Here is an 18,458-nt window from a genome sequence, read left to right on the forward strand (position 1 = left end):
ATATAGGAAAGACCCCAAAACAGAGTCAAAACACCAATGGTAGCCGCAAACCGAGCGATATTATGTATTCGAAAAGTCATTCTAATCCTCTAAAACTAGTTGCTGCGGCGTGATCGGTGAAACACATAAATAACACCAGCAGTTGCGAAGGGGATGAGCACAGAGATGCCAATCAACCACCAGTCGGCGGCACCCATCATTCCTACTTGGGCTGCCACAATCTCATCGTCTGATTCCTCGTTGCCATCGGAAACTGCGGCATTCTTAATGTCGCCCAGCTTCACATCAACCCAGCCAACCAGGTCGCCTTTCTCGTCGACTGCGGCAACAGTATATTCACCATCCGGTAAATCCTTGGTGTCCAGTTTGACCGCACCGGTGGAATCAACCTGGATCCAGGAAACCCCCACGGGTTTTTGCGATGTGTCGGCCGAGTACACGTACAGGTATGCCCAATCACCTGCCTTCAGTTTGGGAATCTTCATGGTGAGGACTTCCTTCTTCAGTTTTCCTGTGACCCCGAAGACGTTTTTCTTGGTGAGCTGGTCGCGGCTCTTCACCGGTGGTTTTGGTGTGTTTTTCGGCTGCGGTTTCGAACTAGCCGACGACCCATTGTTGGTGTTAGTGGAACCACCAGAATTATTAGAGCCTGTAGAGTTAGGAGAACCTGCGGAATTGCCAGATGTGGTACGTGTAGCACTGTTAGAACTAGCGGTAACAGGTTTGGCGCCGCCCGCTACAGTTCCGCCACTACGTGTAGTGGCTGCGGTCCGGACCCCACCAGTAGTTGTAGCTCGCCCCACGGTTGCATTACCACCAGATGCGCTGGTGGTTGTAGTGGTTTTCTTTTTTGATTTTTTCTTCTTGGACGATTCCCCTGCTGTCGTATTATTACTGGCATCGGGGTTATTGCTAGGTGAGGTGGTGGTAGGGGTTGTGGATTTCTTGGCGTTATTAGATCCACCAGAACCTGCAGCACCAAGCCCCATGGATTTCAGCATCCCATCAAACGCGGTATCAACCTTTTTTATCTGCGAGTTGACGTCCTTGAGGGATTTATCAATATCTTGCGGTGAATTACCGGAAGATTGATTACCTGCTTTATCACTCGAAGAACCTTCGAAGCGAAAAGGTGTCCACCCAATAAATTCCCCATATTTATTCTCGTTACCGTTGACAACCGCTAACCGAAAAGTACCGGCTTCCACCTTGCTGGTGTCCTGAATGGTGAATTGCTTATTGGCATCAAGCTGATGCCAACCGTTCTTCCCAGTCGGCCACCATTCACGTTTCTTCCATACGGTTTTATTCTCAACAGTTTTATTCTCAACATAGGGGATGGCATAAACCCAGTCACCGGGTTGACCAGTGGAAACAGTGACTTTTATTTTGCCACCGTCTTGGGCTGCGACCACAGTCTGGTTTTCAGGAGTGAATTTACTGTTCGCAATGGCTTTGCCAGGAGCCCATAGCGGATGGTATTTGCCTTTTACAAAGGTCAGTTCTACCCCAGATACTGGGTCATCATCTTGCAAGGAACCGCTAAGAAATTGGATAACGTGCCTGCCGTCTTCAAAAACCCCTTCTTTTGTCCCGTTCTCACCGGTTGTTGTTCCATTAGGAAGCGGCATATTGATGTCAAAGTCGCCATTATTGTTGGCCTCAGCCAGGAACCAAATGGTATCGTCCCCCTTTTTGTCGCTGTTGGGATCCCATGGTATGGAAAGCGGCTGGAGGCGATGGGTATTCTTCCCGTCTACTTTGATGGCAATCTTGGCGCCACCGCCCTTCGCGTTGCAATAATCCTTGCCCTTGATGTGAATCGTGTTATCAGCGGTAATACCACCAACAATTTCGGGGACTGGGGTGCGCCCGGAGTCAGGAAGACATTCTGGTGATGAATTCGTCTTTGTCTCACCTGCCGTTTCAGATGCAACTGGTTCTTTTGCCCCCTCGGTACTTGCTGCATCAGGTTTCTGCCCACTAGCAGGTGATTCGGAAGTAGGCTCAGAGGTCGAAGTCATGCCGGCATGATTATCTGGTGGTTCAGTAGCCGCATCAGTAGTGGCATGCTTTGATTCGCCTATATTATCCGCTGTTTCATGCGGCACGTTACCAGCTTGTTTCGTTACTTCTGTAGCATCATTACCGGGTTGAGGGGTTTCAGCAATAGCATTTGCCATTGAGAATCCGGACGTCAGCAACGATGCTGTGATGACAGCGGCGGTACGCCGAGCTCGGCGGGGTATTCGACGAGCTGGTTTGGAAGAAGTAACCATAGTGCGATCCTTAACGTGGGGGCGAGTTTTATACCAGGAATTCGACAACCTGATCGACGATTGTGTTCATGAGCAACACACCACCGGTAGAAGTCCACAGGGAACCGTCAACCGGAATGATGTGATCCTCTTGGTAGGCGTAAAGGTCTTCAAAACCAGGAACCTTGGTGGCTTCAGCAATAGCTTCTTTGGCGCCTTCGGTATCTACGGAACCGCCTGCCTGGGTGTTCCCCACTGAGGAACCGCCTAGGGTGCCGAAGAAAATATAGTCGGCATCGATATCGCTGAGGTTTTCTTGCGACACTGGTTCCGAGTGTCCTTTGCCTTCCCTGTCTTGCACCGGGGGGCGTTTGAGGCCCAGGTCAGTGAGGGCCCGGCCGGCCGGTAGTTCTTTGAGGATCAGAGCAGCATTATTGCCTTGCCAGCGAATAATGCTGAAGGTTTTATCCTGGTATTTTTCTAGTTTTTTGGTGGCGTCTTTGACTTTTTTGTCGTAGTCCTTCATGAGGTCTTCGGCTTCGTCCACCATGTTGAGGGCATCGGCGGTGAGCCGCAGGTTTTCCCGCCAATCACCACCCGGGTAGCCGGTGTACACGGTTGGGGCGATTTTTGCTAACGCGTCGAGCACTGGCTGGTTATTATTCACGCTGGTACCGTCGACCAGAATGAGGTCCGGTTTGGCAGCACCAATGGCCTCAAAATTGGGTTGCGCAACGTTACCGAGGATGGGAATATCTTTGCCCTTATCACTCAAGTAGTTGGGGATGGTTGATTGGCCACGACCTGCGGTAGCACCCACTAGTGGCACACCTAAGGCCAACGCATTATCAAGCGTGGGTTCGGACATGGCAACTACTTTTTGCGGACTTGCCGGCACTTCAATCTCATTGCCGTCGAGGTCTTTTACCGTCCTGCTGCCACCCTGTACTTTGGCTTTTTTACCACCATTACACCCGGATAATGCGAGCCCGGCGGCACTAAGTCCGGCGAGGCCCAGGAAGTGACGACGGCTAAATTTTTTATTCATCACAGTATATTTCTTTCTATTTTTGTTCCTGTGCTTTTCGACGAGATCTATAGCGCCTTGCCTCGTCGAAAAGCGCAGTCCACAGCTATTGCCTATAAATTAATGATGCAAGAACCCCCGTCATGACCAGCAAGGCCTATGAGCGGGGATTATTGTCATTTTTAATGATTAGAACCGGAATTGTGGCGGGAACCAATCACGGGGAATCAAATTGAGTTTGACCAGTGACCCCAAGACTGCGGTAGCCAAACCGGCGATGCCCAAAACGGAGGCAACGGCAATGACGACCTTGCGTACGTTGGTGCCGTCCTTGAAGTAGTTCAGAAGGTTCTCGACGCCTTTGTTAAGATTGTTTTGCGGTTCTTGTGAAGGCTTCGGTTTTTCCGAGGTTTTTGCAGGTTCGGAGGTTTTTTCCGGCTCCGAGGTCTTGCTCGGCTTCGGTGCCGGAGCCTCTGAAGTCGTTTCCGGTTGCGAAGGCTTTGGTTGTGGCTGCGGATCTGGCTTTGGCGCTGGGGCTTCTGAAGTCTTTTCCGGTTGCGAGGGCTCTGGTTGTGGCTGCGGATCTGGTTGCGGTTTCACACTTGGGGTAGCACCACAGGCGTCAGAATCATCACCGGTTTCATTGACCCAAATGACGGCGCTACGGGATGCGACCGGACCGCCATCGTTACCACCCAGAAGGGTAATCACCTGCTTACCAGCCTGGAATTTGGCATCAAATGCCGGCAATACTACCCGCACGGTGAAATTGCCATTCCCAACTGTTGCCGCCGGGATTTCCAATGTCGTGGCGTTACCCTCATTGTATTCCAAATTATCACCGGCGCTTTGATCTGCTGGCCACTCCGACTTATTGGAATTCAACTTCATGCCAAGGAAACCGTCACTAGGACGAGCAGCAAAACCAGTACCGGTCATAGTTACGACATCACCCGGTTTGTAGGTCTGCTTGTCAAACGATAGTTCACCCACCCCATTGCCTTTACGCGGTTCATTGACAACACATTGTGCATCCTGCGCGGTTGCAACAGCGGGAACGACAGCAAGGCCGCCACCAAGGAGCGCAACCGACAAGGCACCAGCCATAAACCTGCGAGTTGCGGTAGCAGAGATCTTATTTTTTTGCATATTCACGCACTTTCCCCCGCACGCACATGGAGGAGATTTTGGATTGCGCACGGGCGTGATCGACTTTTCAAGAGCGAGAGCAAAGGAAAAATATTATACTCTCAATATTTGAATTAAGGCTAATCTAATTTCTCTTTGGCTCACCATCAAGATAGTAGGTGAACCTTTGTAAAATAACAAGAGACCCATTGGCGCAGATCACACTGAGGGGTGGTAAAAAAGCCGATTTTTACGCCCAAATCCACCCTTTGATTTAGTTGCCCATTCGCTATTTATAGTGCTAGATGGCATATTATCTATCGATCTCTCGCGGTCATAAAGTTAGGTAGCTATCTAAATGTTGGATACCACACAATCGGTCATAAATACGGGACTTTACCCCTGTTTTTACCCCCGTTAAATGAGACCAATGTAACTAGATTCCTAGGCTCTCTTGGGGGTGAAACCGGCATAGAATCCAGTCACTTTTCAAATAACGGATTAAATCTGACTATAAATAATTCCTACCCAACAGTCAGTATTTATCCAAATTAACCATTAGCCACATGTCTAAATATTGAGGTTGCAAATATTAAATTCATACGATACTGCTCCCCCGTTTTTCATCGGCGACAACGGAATCGCCCCAAAATATGGCCGTTTTTATAATCATCATCACTATATCGTCACCGCAAATACTCCAGGCAACCAAGTAAAATCGTGGGCTTTACGACGCGCCCCGGGCACCGTTGCTAGAAAAACCACCAGCGACCTTCGTGAAAACCTCACCGAAGAGGAGATTCCCCCCACCTACCCCGACACAATTGACCTCTAAACCATGTCATTTGCCGTACATCGTCGGCTTTTCTTTAGCATCACTTTATCTTAATAAGGTATAACTATGTTTTTATTCATCAAAATTGAAATGCGAATTGACATCCACCAAGAAGCTTATTCAGCATCCCCACACATGACTAGTCTCTGTAAGTAAAGAAGATCGAGCTAGACGGTATGTTCTTTCTGATTTCCCACCTGTTAGTGTAGATGAGTTTTCCTAGCGACTGAATAAGCTTCCAACTTCTTCTCGTAAACCTGTTTAGTAAACACAAAAATGTAGCAACGTGAAAAATCACGTTGCTACATTGTGCGCCACAATGAATTATTTAGAACTTAAAGCCCTGAAGCCATTCCTTCGGGATCATGCCTTGCTGCGCCAGGAGACCAACCACACCTGCAATAATGGCCGGGATGCCGATGGCTGCGGCGACCGCGAACAGGATGCCCTTGGTGTTGTCCTTCAGGCTGCCGAAGAACTTGTTGAAGTCGGACTTGCCATTGCCGTCACCAGGCTTGCCCGGCTCAGTGGGCTTGGTGCTGGGTTCGGTGGTCGGTTTGGTGGACTCGGAAGGCTTAGTGGTGGGCTTGCCAGGTTCGGAAGGCTTAGTGGTAGGTTTACCTGGCTCGGTAGGCTTAGTCGTAGGCTCACTCGGCTTAGCGGTTGGTTCACTCGGCTTAGCCGAAGGTTCGGTGGAGGGATTGGCGGGATCCTCCGGCTCTTCCGGAGTCGGTGTTTCTTCCTGCTGGAGGGTGTAGCTACACGGATCACCTTCATGACCAGACTCATTCACCCAGAAGTCAACGCTACGGCTGAGGGTTACATCCTTATCATTATCGTCATCGGTGCCGGAAAGAGTCAGGACGTTCTTGCCCGTGAAAAGACCATTTTCCAGTGATGGAAGCACAGCCTTGACCCGAATGATGCCTTCCTTGGCGTGGCCCTGGTCATCCACATCCTTGATAATCAGCTTGTTGCCATCGACGGTTAGGCCTTCACCATAATCCTGGTCTTCAGGCCAGGCAACACCAGTCATGGCATTCCCATTCAAGGTCAGATAGGGATTCTTGAGAAGGTTCAGATTCTCGGCAGAGATCTCCAAAACGTCACCGGGCCAGTAGGTATTCTTCTTCAAGGCCAGGTTGGAGTCTTCGAGACCCAGGTTCTTTGGGCCGACGAAGCTGCCGTTGCATTCTTTGATTTCCTGAGCACCGGCAACCGAAGGTACCACGGTCAAACCGCCAGCAACCAGGGCCAATGATGTGAGACCGGCAAGTGCCCGTTGGGTGGCCTTTCCGGCAAATACGCTCTTGCTCATGAGCAGTCCTCTCGTAGAGAGGTAAATAGTGGGGGTAACCACCATTTACCTTTACAAAATAGATAAAACTGAAGAAAAGCACAGAAGAACTGATAGCATATAACGAATAATCATATGCAGTCAGCGCTACATTCGCTTATGGTCATGAGCATAAGCAGACCGACCAATGATGCGCAAGGGGTAAGCCTAGTTCAAATCTAATAAAATCCCATATAGCAAATATGCGCACAACGTGGGGAAATGATCTTTTAGGCATGAATCCCTCGGGCATTTAGCGCGCTAGAACATAAGAATCAGCTATACATACAACCACTCACAGAAGGTAAAAATCTCCTTAAAAGTCTCCTGTCAATTCACGTAAAAATATTTTGAAAATTACCCCTATGGTCCTGTCAATCGGAAACTACAAAACCATAGATTTTTTGCTATTAGCCCCAAATGGCCCCTATTTTTAGGGGCTCTGTCCCATAACAAAAACAGCGATGCGGATTCGCATCGCTGTCGGAAATAACGGTTTTGGTTCAGTATTAGTGGTTATCGGCACCGCAGAAGGCGGTGCTTTCACCAGATTCATTCACCCAGAACTCAACATTTTTCATGATGGTGGGCCGACCGCTGTAGTCGATGCCTACAAGAGTGATGGTGTGCTTACCGGTGGTGAAGTCGTCGTCAAGCTTGGGCAGCACTACCTTGGTGGTAAAAGAACCACCAAGATCGGAATCACGCAGGTATAGGGCCTGATCGTAGTCGTCATAGGTCTTCAGGGAGCTGCCGGCACTCTGGTCTTTGGGCCAGTTGGCGGTGTTGGAATCCAACGACAGGTAAGCGTCGATAAGCGGCCGGAACCCGGTGCCGGTAAGGGTAACCACGTCACCCGGCTTATAGGTGCTCTTGTCGGCGGTCATCGTACCTGCGCCTCTTTGCGCGGGTGCACCGGCATCGACATTGCAGGTACCGGCGCGCTCGGCGGCGAAAGCGGTGGGAGCAGCCAAGATGCCACCGGTCATGAGAGCCAACGACATCAATCCAGCAATAGCACGTTTCATAGCCATACCTTTCTGATTGCACGACAAATTGTCGCGGAGGATTTACGGATTTGAACAGAGGAAGGAAGAAGAAGGAGATAAGCACAACGAGGGAAAATAGCAACAAACAAATAATAGCGTGTTATCGCTACCCATTTTGCTTATGGGTCTTGAGTTTAACGAAGCTGCCCCCGGTTCGCAAGGGAAAAATCCTTCGAAAACCCGGTAAAAAATTAGATACTCGAAGAACACTGTCCAGTATTGTGACCCATAGTTATCGCATTAGACGATGTAAACGCCATATGCCGGTAGATGTTTTCAATATATAAAACATACCCCAACAGCCCAAAAAATAATCCCAAAATTACCCCCACATGGCGAAAAAATACCAACAAAACAGTACAACCATGATCGAGGAAATCCGTCATTCAGGGGTAAATCATGGGGTGATTGAGACGTACGGGCGTCGACAAGCAAAAACGGCAACGATGCCATACATCGCTGCCGCTATTGGATGGAAATTTTAGAACCGGAGCTGCTGCGGAACCCAGCTGTTTGGGATCACGTTAAACCGTGCCATGGCGCTCAGGGCGCCGGCAAAGATAGTGGTCAAACCGAGCACCGCAAACACGGTGGCAAGGAGATTCCGCAGAGACGGCAGGTTGGCAGGGTCACGCAGTTTGCTGCTGAAATCTTCGAGCGAATTTCGGTCACCCGGCTTACCTGGTTTGCCCGGATCCTGCGTCACCGCACCGTTGTACTTATAGGTATATACTTCGTCGAAGCGCTCACCATTCTTCTCTGCGGCGGCCTTGTTCACCGCAATGATCGTACCGTCTCCGGCAACGCTCACATGGTTCGGATTCGTGCCTGCCGGCAGGTTAGCAACCACCTTATTGGTAGCAGGGTCAATAACCGTGATCGTGCCACCACCACGGTTGGTCACATACACCCGCTTATCGGCCTTGTTGTAGTGTGCATTCAGCGAACCGGCACCGGTCGGAATGCTTGCCACCACCTTCTTGGATTCGGTGTTCACCACAACCACATTGCCGGAGCCCTGCGACGCAACGAAGATGTTCTTGCTTACCGGATCGTAGGCAATACCTGAAGCGGATTCCACCTGGTCCTTAGGCAGATCGTAAATGGTCACCTGATCGTTGTTGCGAACATCAATCTTGGCCGCCTTAGGAGCATTCAACGAAGTGGCGAATAATTCCCCGGTCTCCTGATTGAACTCAAGGCTCATCACCCGTTCAAAGCCAGGTAGCTTGATCCGCCGCACCGGCTCATTCTTATTGGCATCAAAAACCACTACTTCATCACCGGAGGCAGCGGAAACATAGGCCAAGCTGGTCTGCTCGTCGACTACCACGTCACGCGAGTGTGCCACGGAACCCTTCGGGAAGGTCTTCACATGGCTCAAATCATCCTGCTTGTACACAGAGACGGTATTTTGCTGAGTGTTCGTCACCCATACCAAACCCTTATTATTATCCAGGCCGACGCCGAAAGCAGCATAGAACTTCTCGCCGTCCTTTTCTAGCGCATCATTCTTTGCGACGACATCCAAGGTCTTAGCATCCAGCTTGTAGATCGTGGACTTATTCGTGCCTTGTGCACTCGTCACAAACACGTGACCGGTCTTGTCATTCACTGCCGACTGGTACAGGCCCGACGGCAATTCCTTCTTCACGCCCGAATACTGGTCAACATTCAGGGACTCGGTGCTGGCATTTACTTTGGTGTTGGTCTCAAGGGTCTTGGTTTCACCACCGGCGGTGTAGGTGAAGGAAATCACCTTGCCGAAGGGGGCGTCTACCGGAACCTGGATGTCCTTAATGGTGACTTGCCCCTTGTCATCGGCGGTGCCTTCCTGGTTCTTCAGCCAGTTCACGCCCTCGGTGCCGACCGCGGTCACCTTGGCGTCTTTGGGCAGGCCAGCGGCGTGGAATTCCACTTTCGAACCGGTAGCGGCATTATTGCTGACGGCACCAGCTGGGGTGACTTCGAACGGGATCTCCACGCTGGTGTCCTTGGCAGTAGCCTTCACCGCATATTTACCGGCGGCAAGTCCCTCGGAAATAGTGACGGAACCTTGGGCTTTGCCGTCTTCGCCAACGGTGATGGCGCCACCCCGACCGGCTTTTGTTTCCTGACCATTGAAGGTAACGGTGACTTTTTCGCCCTTGGGGAAGTTTGTTAGAGAAAGGTTGAGTGCTACATCACCCTTCTTGCCGCGGCGATTATCAATCGCAGTGACCGTGGCCTTGGCTTCGCCGGTGGCCTTGGACTGCTGCTCTGCTGGCTTGTTGTCGTTATTGGGTTTATTATTGTCGGGTTTGTTGTTCCCTTGGTTGTTTTGATTGGCTTGGTTTGCCTGATTGTTGCCGTTATTGGCCTGGTCCGCTGGCTTGTTGTCAGGCTTATTGCCGTTGTCGGGCTTGTTACCATCCTGGTTGTTATTGCCGTTATTGGCGTTGTTATCCTGGTTGCCCTGGTTATTGCCATTATTGGCATTATTACCATTATCAGCCTTGTTGTCATCTTGCTTGGGCTGGGTGGGCTTTTCCGTTGGACCTTCTGCACCACACGGCTGAGTTGCATCCCCGGACTCATTGACCCAAATATCAACGCTGGTAGAAACCTGTGGGCCATTATCGTCACCACCCAAAACCGTGATGACATGCTTACCTTCCTGGAATTTATCGGTGAATTCTGCAGGAAGCACCACCTTAATGGTGAAGTTACCATCCTCATCAAGAACCGAACCAGGAGCAATCAACGTAGTCGGGGTGTCGCCACCTTGGTATGCAAAATCATCGCCGGCACTTTGATCCTTCGGCCAATCAGCCTTATTGCTGTCCAGCTTCACTGCCAGGAAGGTGTCCTCTAGCTGTTCGCCAGTGTCACGGTGAACACGCTTGGCAAACCCGGTACCACTGATTTCGACAACATCACCAGGTTTGTAGGTGCTCTGGTTTGCCGAAATGGCACCCTGGCCTCGTTCTTTCCGCTGTTCATGAGCAATGCACTGGGTTGCGGTATTATCTTCCGCGGCAGCATGCGGTATGACTGTCAAACCACCGGCAACTAACGCCAGCGAGGTCAACCCAGCGATAGCACGCTGGGTAGCAGTTCTTGCATTTGCGGTCTTGTTCATATCATGTACTTCCTCTGCCACCATATCCAGCAGAAATGATGCCGGAGATGCTGACAGTTTGGTTGAATTGGTAAGAAAAGCACGGAGGAAACTCATGTGGTCTCCGAAAGAACCACCACATATTTATTACCTCATCGGCTTGCCGTTCTGAGCGTAAACAAGTTAGGCGCAATTATCAATAGTAAGGCATGCCTTAAACCTAATAAAATACCTGGTAACAAACTTGCTAATTATAGTAAGACATATCTTTGGCACTATTTTTATGGATAGCATTCACCATGGTTAATCACAAAAAAGCATCACACGTTTCGATGACGATAAAAGGTTAGCTTTCCCTTAATGGGACCCGTCATGGGGGTGAAAAATTTTTCCAAATTACCCCCAGAATTCTATTCATCCCCCATTGGCAATCTTATATCGCGGAAGCTGCCTCCCCACTACCCCCAGACGACAGAAGCAGACAAAACCCACAAATGATACAACTATTGGTTACCCTATATCGAATCAGGCAATGACCTTAAATCTGCAAAATACCAATTATTACCAAAGTGTTGAACTAAAAATCTATCTTCTACCGGAAGAATGATGCCAAAGTTCATCGTAACGATCGGCGATCTTCTACCCCCAACTATTGTATTATTTTCGCATTCCCGAACGATGCCTGACTGCCTTCGTGTTGTGCACCGTCATTATTTCGTCACAGACGAAATACGGCGATACCTTCTCTTCTATCATGGGAGCGTGTCGCCGTATTTCAAGCAAGTGTTGAACGAGTATTGCGCAGTCCCTGCGCAACTGTTGCACCAGGTGAGTCCCTATCGACTAATTCACCTGGTCAACCAGTTATTATGATCTTCTGGAGCTAGGTCTGGGGACCAGACTTTAGAACCGAAGTTGTTCTGGAACCCAGCTGGCCGGAATCACATTGAACTTAGCCATGGCACCCAGGGCACCAGCAAACAGGCCGGTCAGACCCAGTACCGAGAACACAGTAATCAGCAGGTTCCGAATCCCCTTCAGGTTCGAAGAGGGGTTTTGCGGAGTCGGGGTGGGCTTAGGCTCCGGCTTATCGGTAGGCTTCGGATCCGCGGTGGGCTTCGGCTTCTCCGTGGGCTTTTCGCTGGTCTTCGAAGGTTCCGGCTTCGGCTGGGGATTCGGGTTCGGCTGTGGTTTCACCCCGTTGAACTTGTAGGTATACACCTCGTCAACGGGCTGACGACCCTCACCCTTAACAGTGCCAGCCTTATTCACCGTGATAATGGTGCCGTCGGCAGCAACACTAGTGTGGTTAGCGTTCTTACCTGCGGGAAGATTGGCAACAACCTTATTGGTGGCGGGATCAATGACGGTCACGGTACCAGCACCACGGTTGGTCACATATACTCGCTTATCGTCCTTGTTGTAGACGGCATTGAGTGCACCAGCACCAGTGGGGATGGTGGCAACAACCTTCTTAGTTTCGGTACTCAGCACGACTGCTTCACCGGAGCGTTGCGAGGTGACAAACAGGTTCTTGCTTACCGGATCATAGGCAACACCGGCACCAGATGCGAAGTTCTTCGGCAGGTTATAGATGGTCACTTGGTTGCCGTTACGCAGATCAATCTTGGCTGCCTTGGGGGTACCGCCAGATGCGGTAAATAGTTCACCGGTGTCCTGATTCAGGTCCAGGCTCATAACCCCATCGAAACCATCAAGCTGGATGGTGCCAATCGGCTGGTCTTGGTTTAGGTCGAAGACCACAACTTTGTTGGCGTTATCACCGCCGACAACCGAAACATATGCTAGGCCAGTCTTTTCATCAATGGCCACGTCGCGGGAGTGCGGTGCAACATCCTTCGGGAAGGTCTTCACGTGGGTCAGGTCGCTCTGCCGGTATACTGACACGGTGCCTTGACGGGTATCGGTCACCCAAACAAGGTTGCGGGTGTTATCCAATGCAACGCCGTAAGCAGCGTAAACGTTGTCCGCACCGTCTTTTTCTAGTGCATCGTTCTTTGCGACGACATCTAAAGTCTTCAGATCCAACTTGTAGATGGTGGACTTGGAGGTGCGCTGCGCGCTAGTAACGAACACATGACCGGTATCATTATTGACGGCCGACTGGTACAGGCCAGAGGGTAATTCCCGTTTGATGCCACTGTACTGGTCGACGCTCACCGGTTCGGTGCTGGCGTTCACCTTGTTGGTGGTCTCTGCTTCAACCTTCTTACCATCATTGGTGGTGTAGGTGTAATAGACGATCTCACCAAATTTAGCATCAGCTGGGATCTGAACGTCGGTAATGGAAATTTGGCCATTTTCTGGAACAACCGCATCCCACACCTGCTTCTTGGTCAACCAGTTTTGGCCATCGGTGCCGACTGCGGTGATTTTAGCACCGGCGGGCAGACCAGCACCATTGAAGGTAACTGCGGAACCTGCGGCAGCGTTATCGCTCAGGGTAGCAACGGGGTTGACCTGGAACTTCGCATTGGCATGGGTGTCTTTGGCAGTCACTGTGATTTCGTACTCACCTGCGGGCAAATCCCTCAGGGTAACGGATCCCGTGGCCTTACCGGTTTCGTCAACCGTGACTTCTTTGTCCAGTGGGATTTCCTTATCGTCATATTTGACGCTGACTTTTTCTCCCTTGGGGAATCCTTCCACGGAGAACTTGACGGAAATATCACCCTTCTTACTCCACCGACCGTCGGTTGCGCTAACAGAAGCCGATGCCGAAGCCGAAGCATTGGTATTCGGCTGCGGCTGGGGGTTCGGATTTGGCTGCGGATTTGGGTTTGGCTGCGGTTGCGGCTGTGGGTTGGGTTGCGGGTTCGGCTGCGGCTGAGGTTGCGGCTGTGGATTCTGGTTGTTCACGCCACAAGCATCATCATCATTCCCGGTTTCATTCACCCAAATCTCGGTGCTCTTGGAAACGGTTGGGCCACCATCGGCACCACCAAGAACCGTAATGATGTGTTTGCCAGGCTTGAAGTTATTATCAAACTCTGCTGGAAGCACTACTTCTGCTTCAAAACCGTCGTCGGTCAGCAGGTGAGAGGGGACAATCAAGGTGGTGGCATCACTGCCATCCTTGAATTCCAGCAGGCTACCGTCTTCCTGTACTGGCCACGTGTTGGAATTGGAATCCAACTTCAGTGCCAAATATGGATTAGCGATCGGCTGGCCATTGCTTTGACGTGCATCAAAGACTGCACCATTGAGCTTGACAACATCACCGGGCTTGTAGGTGGACTTGTCTGCACCAAAAGCACCAGCCCCATTTTCGCCACGAGCCTTATTAACAACACACTGACTGGTTTGTTGCTGCGCACTAGCATAGGGCATCACGGTGAGGGTACCGGCAACAAGAGCCAGCGATGTCAGCCCAGCAATGGCACGCTGGGTGGCGTTTCTTGCAACTACATTTTTCATGATCCACGCTTCCTCTACGCGCGATAACTAGCAGGATCACCACGTGTTACCGCTTGTAGTTTGGTCAATTTTGACAAGAAAAGCACAAGGAAACTGATAACAAACATCGAAAAGATCGCTGTGTTTTCAGCACCTTGTCAGCTTGACATCCACGAATGTAAACGAACTATCGACGAAGCACAATAGCGAGCTGCGTGCCAAAATCTGATAAAACCCCTGGTAGCAAACATGCGATAAAGAAAGCTAACCCTAAGATCACTTTGTATATACTTACATTCACCAAGCTAGCCTATATAAAAGTCTCTACATTTAGATGATTATAAAAACTTATGGTTTCCTTAAATGTTAAATGGAAAAAAGATCAAAAATTTTTCCGAATTCACCCCCAAATTCCTGTCAAAACCCACAAAGTATGTCGTATATCATTTTTGATGCCCATAGATTTAGGGGCAACTATCAGAGAGGCCATGTTGAAGGATCAGATATCAACCTATGGCCTAAAAATCAACCTTGAACATTGTTTTAACTTGCGCATGGCGCCCAATATGTTAATCAATTGCGATCAATTGCCGTGTGTGGATTAGTACATAAATATGTACGAAAGGCTACCCCTGAGTTCATCGTCGAAAAGCTCTATAATCCGCAGGCTGGGACTGTTTTACCCATGGAAAGGCTGTATTTTTATCATCGCAGACAAAAATACAGTGGAGTCTTTCGGGGACTGCCACTGTGTTTGGGGATATGCTTCGGTTCAGGCACCAGAGTTGCACTGGAATCCAGCTGGTTGGGCTCACTGGGCGAATGGGATGGCCTTGGATTCCTCGGTATCCTGAGCGTTTGAGTTTTTGCTGGTTTGTCGCCTTCAACACTCACTTCTCTACCAACGCTTTACGACGTTGCGTCTCCACAACTCGCCCATAACAAAAAGGTGCAGCAATGCGGTTAGGCATTGCTGCACCTTAACTTCAGTTACCAAATGACGCTCATGAATTCATTTGGATTTCTGATCCCCTACCGGAATTGCGGAGGGAGCCATTCCTTCGGGATCATGTTGGCGTGTGCCATAGCGGCAACTGCACCAGCAATGATGCCGGTCAGGCCAAGCACGGAGAAGATCGCAATGAGGATAGTCCGATACTTGCCCAGCTTGCTGCTGAGATCCTGGCTGCCGGTCGGCGGCTTCGGCTTCGGGTCCTCGCTCGGCTTCGGCTTCTCGGTTGGCTTCTGAGTGGTGGACTCAGAGGTGGAAGGCTTCGGCTGCGGAGGCGGAGTCGGCGCATTGTACTTGAAGGTGTAGATTTCATCGACATGTTGATCTACACCACTGTCCTTGAAAGCGTTGTTGACCACTGCAACAGTGCCGTTAGGCGCAATGCTCAAGTGACTTGGTTCATCACCAACCGCTAGGTTAGAAACAACCTTATTGGTAACTGGATCAACTACTGTGAGCGTGCCAGCATCATGGTTCACCACATAGACTCGCTTATCCGTGGGATTATACCGTACATCCAACGTACCTGCACCAGTTGGGATGGTAGCAACAACCTTCTTAGTCTCAGTACTCACGACCGAAACTTCGCCGCCACCAGTACCCACAAAGATGTTTTTGCTTGCTGGATCATATGTAGCGCCAAGGACTGTTTCCGCTCCCTTAACAGTGAAGCGTTCAACCTTCTTGCCATCAGCAAGATTGACCTTTGCTACCTGCGGGTCAGCAGAATCACCTGAGGTAGCAATCAACTGGTTGGTTTGCTTATCCAAAGACAGGCTTGCAACCTTCTCGAAACCATCCAACTTGACTGTACCAATAACTCCAGTCCCATCCTCATCAGCATTCATATCAAGGATGGAAATTTCATTACCTTCGCCTGCCACGTAAGCAAGATTTGCCTTTTCATCAACAACTACGCTTGTAGCACCCCGAATTGGCGCCTTAGAGAAGGTCTTAACATGAGTCAAATCACTCTGTCGATAGACTGAAACAGTCCCAGTCTCAAAGTTGGTTGCCCAAACCTGATTCTTGTTATCCAGGGCAATACCATCAGCGGCATAACCCTCATAGATATCGGTCTTAGCCTTAACATCCAAGGTCGTAGCGTCAAGCCGGTAGATGGAGTACAAGCCTTCAGCTGAACGACGGGTCACAAAGATGTTGTTAGAGCTGGAATCAAATGCCGATTGATAAAGAGAGCTAGGCAAAGTCCGCTTAGCTACAGCATACCGATCAATGTTGCTGGTCTCAGTACTGGAAGTCACCTTAGAATCAAGCAGCACTTCATATTCTTTGCCATCTTCTTTTGCCAAATAGGTGAAGAAGATAGGGTCGCCGGACTTAGCATCGGCCGGAATCAGCACGCCTCGAATAGCAACTTCCCCCCTATCATTAGCAAGAGCGTTGACGGATTGGTCGTGCCGCAACCAGTTTGCGCTGTCAGTACCAACAGAGATAATCTTATCTCCCTCTTTCAAACCACTGGCTTCGAAATCCACCTCTGATCCCGCTGCCGTACCACCCGTAATCAAACCTTTGACATCAGGATTCGTTGGTTTAGGAGCAGCTTCTTTCAGCAACTGTGGTGCATTTGCGAGTGCGACAGCAGCGGCGCCTTCAGGCAAAGCTGCATCCTCTGCGGCGGCTTCAGGGGCAGCGGCTTCTGCCGGGGCGGCCTCTTCAGCTGCTGCGTCGTTGTTGGGTTCTGCTGTAGCAACTACTGGTTCAGCAGGTTCATCTTGCGCACCAGCATAGGGCATGACGGTCAGCCCACCGGCAACAAGTGCCAGGGAGGTCAACCCGGCGATTGCTCGCTGGCTTGCAGTCTTGGGAAGTAAGTTCTTCTTCATATCACTTTCCTCGCTGTTCGATGTGACGTATCAAGCCGGGGGAGGAACCAAATAACAATCTCATGAGAGATTTTTGTTTTCAGCCCCCGTGGTGGCTTGTCATCACCGACCATAAACAGGCTTCTTCACAGAGCGCAATAGCCTTTGGAAATCATCACCACGCGCCAGATTCTCAGAAACCGCAGGTAGCAGACATGCCAAGCGTAAAGACTCATCAGTAGCGTTCTTTCTACTTACATGTGTTTGGCATGGTAAACACCTGAAAAACAGCATTATGCAATTACATAAATAGAGTCTCAGCTAACTTTAAGAAAAATGCTGGAAAATTGCTGGAAAAAATCTTGAAATTACCCCCGTTTTCCTGTCAGAAACCCGACAGTTGGCCAGACTCTATGTTTGATACTGCTGTAAATTGCCCCCATTTATGGGGGCATCAAAAGAATTTTCCTGCAGAATTACCAAAACGCCGGCAACTGCCCTTAATTTTATGGGCTAAAAAGTTCAAAATCAAATCCGTGATATTACCCCCATAAATCAGGGCAGCAAACCTACTAAACTCGCTCTTTATTAGGCTCACCTATGATTTGATTGTTTACCCTATGTAGGGGCATGATTACTTAGGTATCCAACCTTTCGACAAGTCCCGTGCCCCCAAAAAGCTGCATGTCAGCTCATCTTTATTTTGACAACACACAACATGACCAATCGACATATCACCATGAAAAACCCACCCCAGCACATTATCATCACCGGTGCTACTGGCGGAATTGGCGCTGCCTGCACTAAACTATTTCGGTCGCACGACCATGTAGTAAGCACATGGGATATACCCGAAGTAGATGTCACCGATATCCACCAGGTCACAGAGCAGTTCCGACAGGACGTCGACAAACATGGACCAGTAGCTGCATTGGTACATTGCGCTGGTGTCATGGAACCAGACTCTGCTACCAATCCGCAAAATACCAGGAATATGACCATCAATTATGGGGGTGTGGTGAACGTATGTTCTGTCGTCGCAAAGCACATGCAGGAGCAACGAGCTGGGGCGATTGTCGTTGTGTCGTCGAACGCCGCCACGACACCTCGCGTCGGCATGGCTAGTTATGGGGCGTCCAAGGCGGCGGTAACGGCATGGGTGCGCACACTGGCGTTGGAATCTGCGCAGTTCGGGGTGCGATGCAATGTAGTCTCGCCAGGGTCGACGGATACCCCCATGTTGCGGGGGATGTGGCAACCAGACACGGACCAGTCCGAGCAGGTCATTGCCGGCACACCACAGGAATATCGGTTAGGAATCCCGCTGCAGAAACTCGCCCAACCTGCGGATATTGCGGAAGCCTGCGCGTTTTTGATCTCCCCAGCAGCCGGGCACATCACCATGCACGACCTGCGGGTTGATGGCGGCGCCACCCTCGACTCATAACTCACTCACCATTCAAGGAG

Annotated in this window: 10 protein-coding genes; 2 read left to right on the forward strand and 8 right to left on the reverse strand. The window is 50.2% G+C overall.

Features of this window, described 5'->3' with window-relative positions; genetic code table 11:
• Positions 1-95: 95 nt before the first annotated feature.
• The 5 genes from HBA49_RS10035 to HBA49_RS10055 all read right to left on the reverse strand — a co-directional run bounded on the left by HBA49_RS10035 (position 96) and on the right by HBA49_RS10055 (position 7,612).
• Positions 96-2,279, reverse strand: coding sequence for a hypothetical protein (locus tag HBA49_RS10035; RefSeq protein ID WP_225866058.1), 2,184 nt, complete (start codon positions 2,277-2,279; stop codon positions 96-98).
• A 28-nt stretch (positions 2,280-2,307) separates the two neighbouring features.
• Positions 2,308-3,306, reverse strand: coding sequence for an ABC transporter substrate-binding protein (locus HBA49_RS10040; RefSeq protein ID WP_005524489.1), 999 nt, complete (start codon positions 3,304-3,306; stop codon positions 2,308-2,310).
• A gap of 168 nt (positions 3,307-3,474) precedes the next feature.
• Entirely contained in the window at positions 3,475-4,392 is a 918-nt protein-coding gene (locus HBA49_RS10045; protein WP_244248367.1) for a hypothetical protein, read from the reverse strand.
• 1,184 nt (positions 4,393-5,576) lie between these two features.
• On the reverse strand, positions 5,577-6,566 hold the full coding sequence (locus tag HBA49_RS10050) for a hypothetical protein (RefSeq protein ID WP_005523921.1): 990 nt from the start codon (positions 6,564-6,566) through the stop codon (positions 5,577-5,579).
• 527 nt (positions 6,567-7,093) lie between these two features.
• Entirely contained in the window at positions 7,094-7,612 is a 519-nt protein-coding gene (locus tag HBA49_RS10055) for a hypothetical protein (RefSeq protein WP_050773663.1), read from the reverse strand.
• 353 nt (positions 7,613-7,965) lie between these two features.
• On the opposite strand from HBA49_RS10055, the gene HBA49_RS10060 reads away from it, so the two are divergent.
• The gene (locus HBA49_RS10060; RefSeq protein ID WP_162019679.1) at positions 7,966-8,118 is read left to right on the forward strand and encodes a hypothetical protein; all 153 of its coding nucleotides are present in this window, start codon (positions 7,966-7,968) and stop codon (positions 8,116-8,118) included.
• Here the strand turns inward: HBA49_RS10060 and HBA49_RS10065 are convergent.
• From HBA49_RS10065 to HBA49_RS10075, 3 genes are all read right to left on the reverse strand, one after another.
• On the reverse strand, positions 8,115-10,754 hold the full coding sequence (locus tag HBA49_RS10065) for a YncE family protein (protein WP_225866059.1): 2,640 nt from the start codon (positions 10,752-10,754) through the stop codon (positions 8,115-8,117). The genes HBA49_RS10060 and HBA49_RS10065 overlap by 4 nt on opposite strands.
• Before the next feature lie 882 nt (positions 10,755-11,636).
• Positions 11,637-14,171: a YncE family protein gene (locus tag HBA49_RS10070; RefSeq protein WP_005524670.1), complete on the reverse strand. Its 2,535-nt coding sequence runs from the start codon at positions 14,169-14,171 to the stop codon at positions 11,637-11,639.
• A 1,011-nt stretch (positions 14,172-15,182) separates the two neighbouring features.
• Positions 15,183-17,012, reverse strand: coding sequence for a hypothetical protein (locus tag HBA49_RS10075; protein ID WP_005524108.1), 1,830 nt, complete (start codon positions 17,010-17,012; stop codon positions 15,183-15,185).
• Positions 17,013-17,709: 697 nt separating this feature from the next.
• Here HBA49_RS10075 and HBA49_RS10080 point away from each other — a divergent pair.
• Positions 17,710-18,438, forward strand: coding sequence for an SDR family oxidoreductase (locus tag HBA49_RS10080; protein WP_005524292.1), 729 nt, complete (start codon positions 17,710-17,712; stop codon positions 18,436-18,438).
• The last annotated feature ends 20 nt before the right edge of the window (positions 18,439-18,458 follow it).

Source organism: Corynebacterium matruchotii (assembly GCF_011612265.2).
GTDB lineage: Bacteria > Actinomycetota > Actinomycetes > Mycobacteriales > Mycobacteriaceae > Corynebacterium > Corynebacterium matruchotii.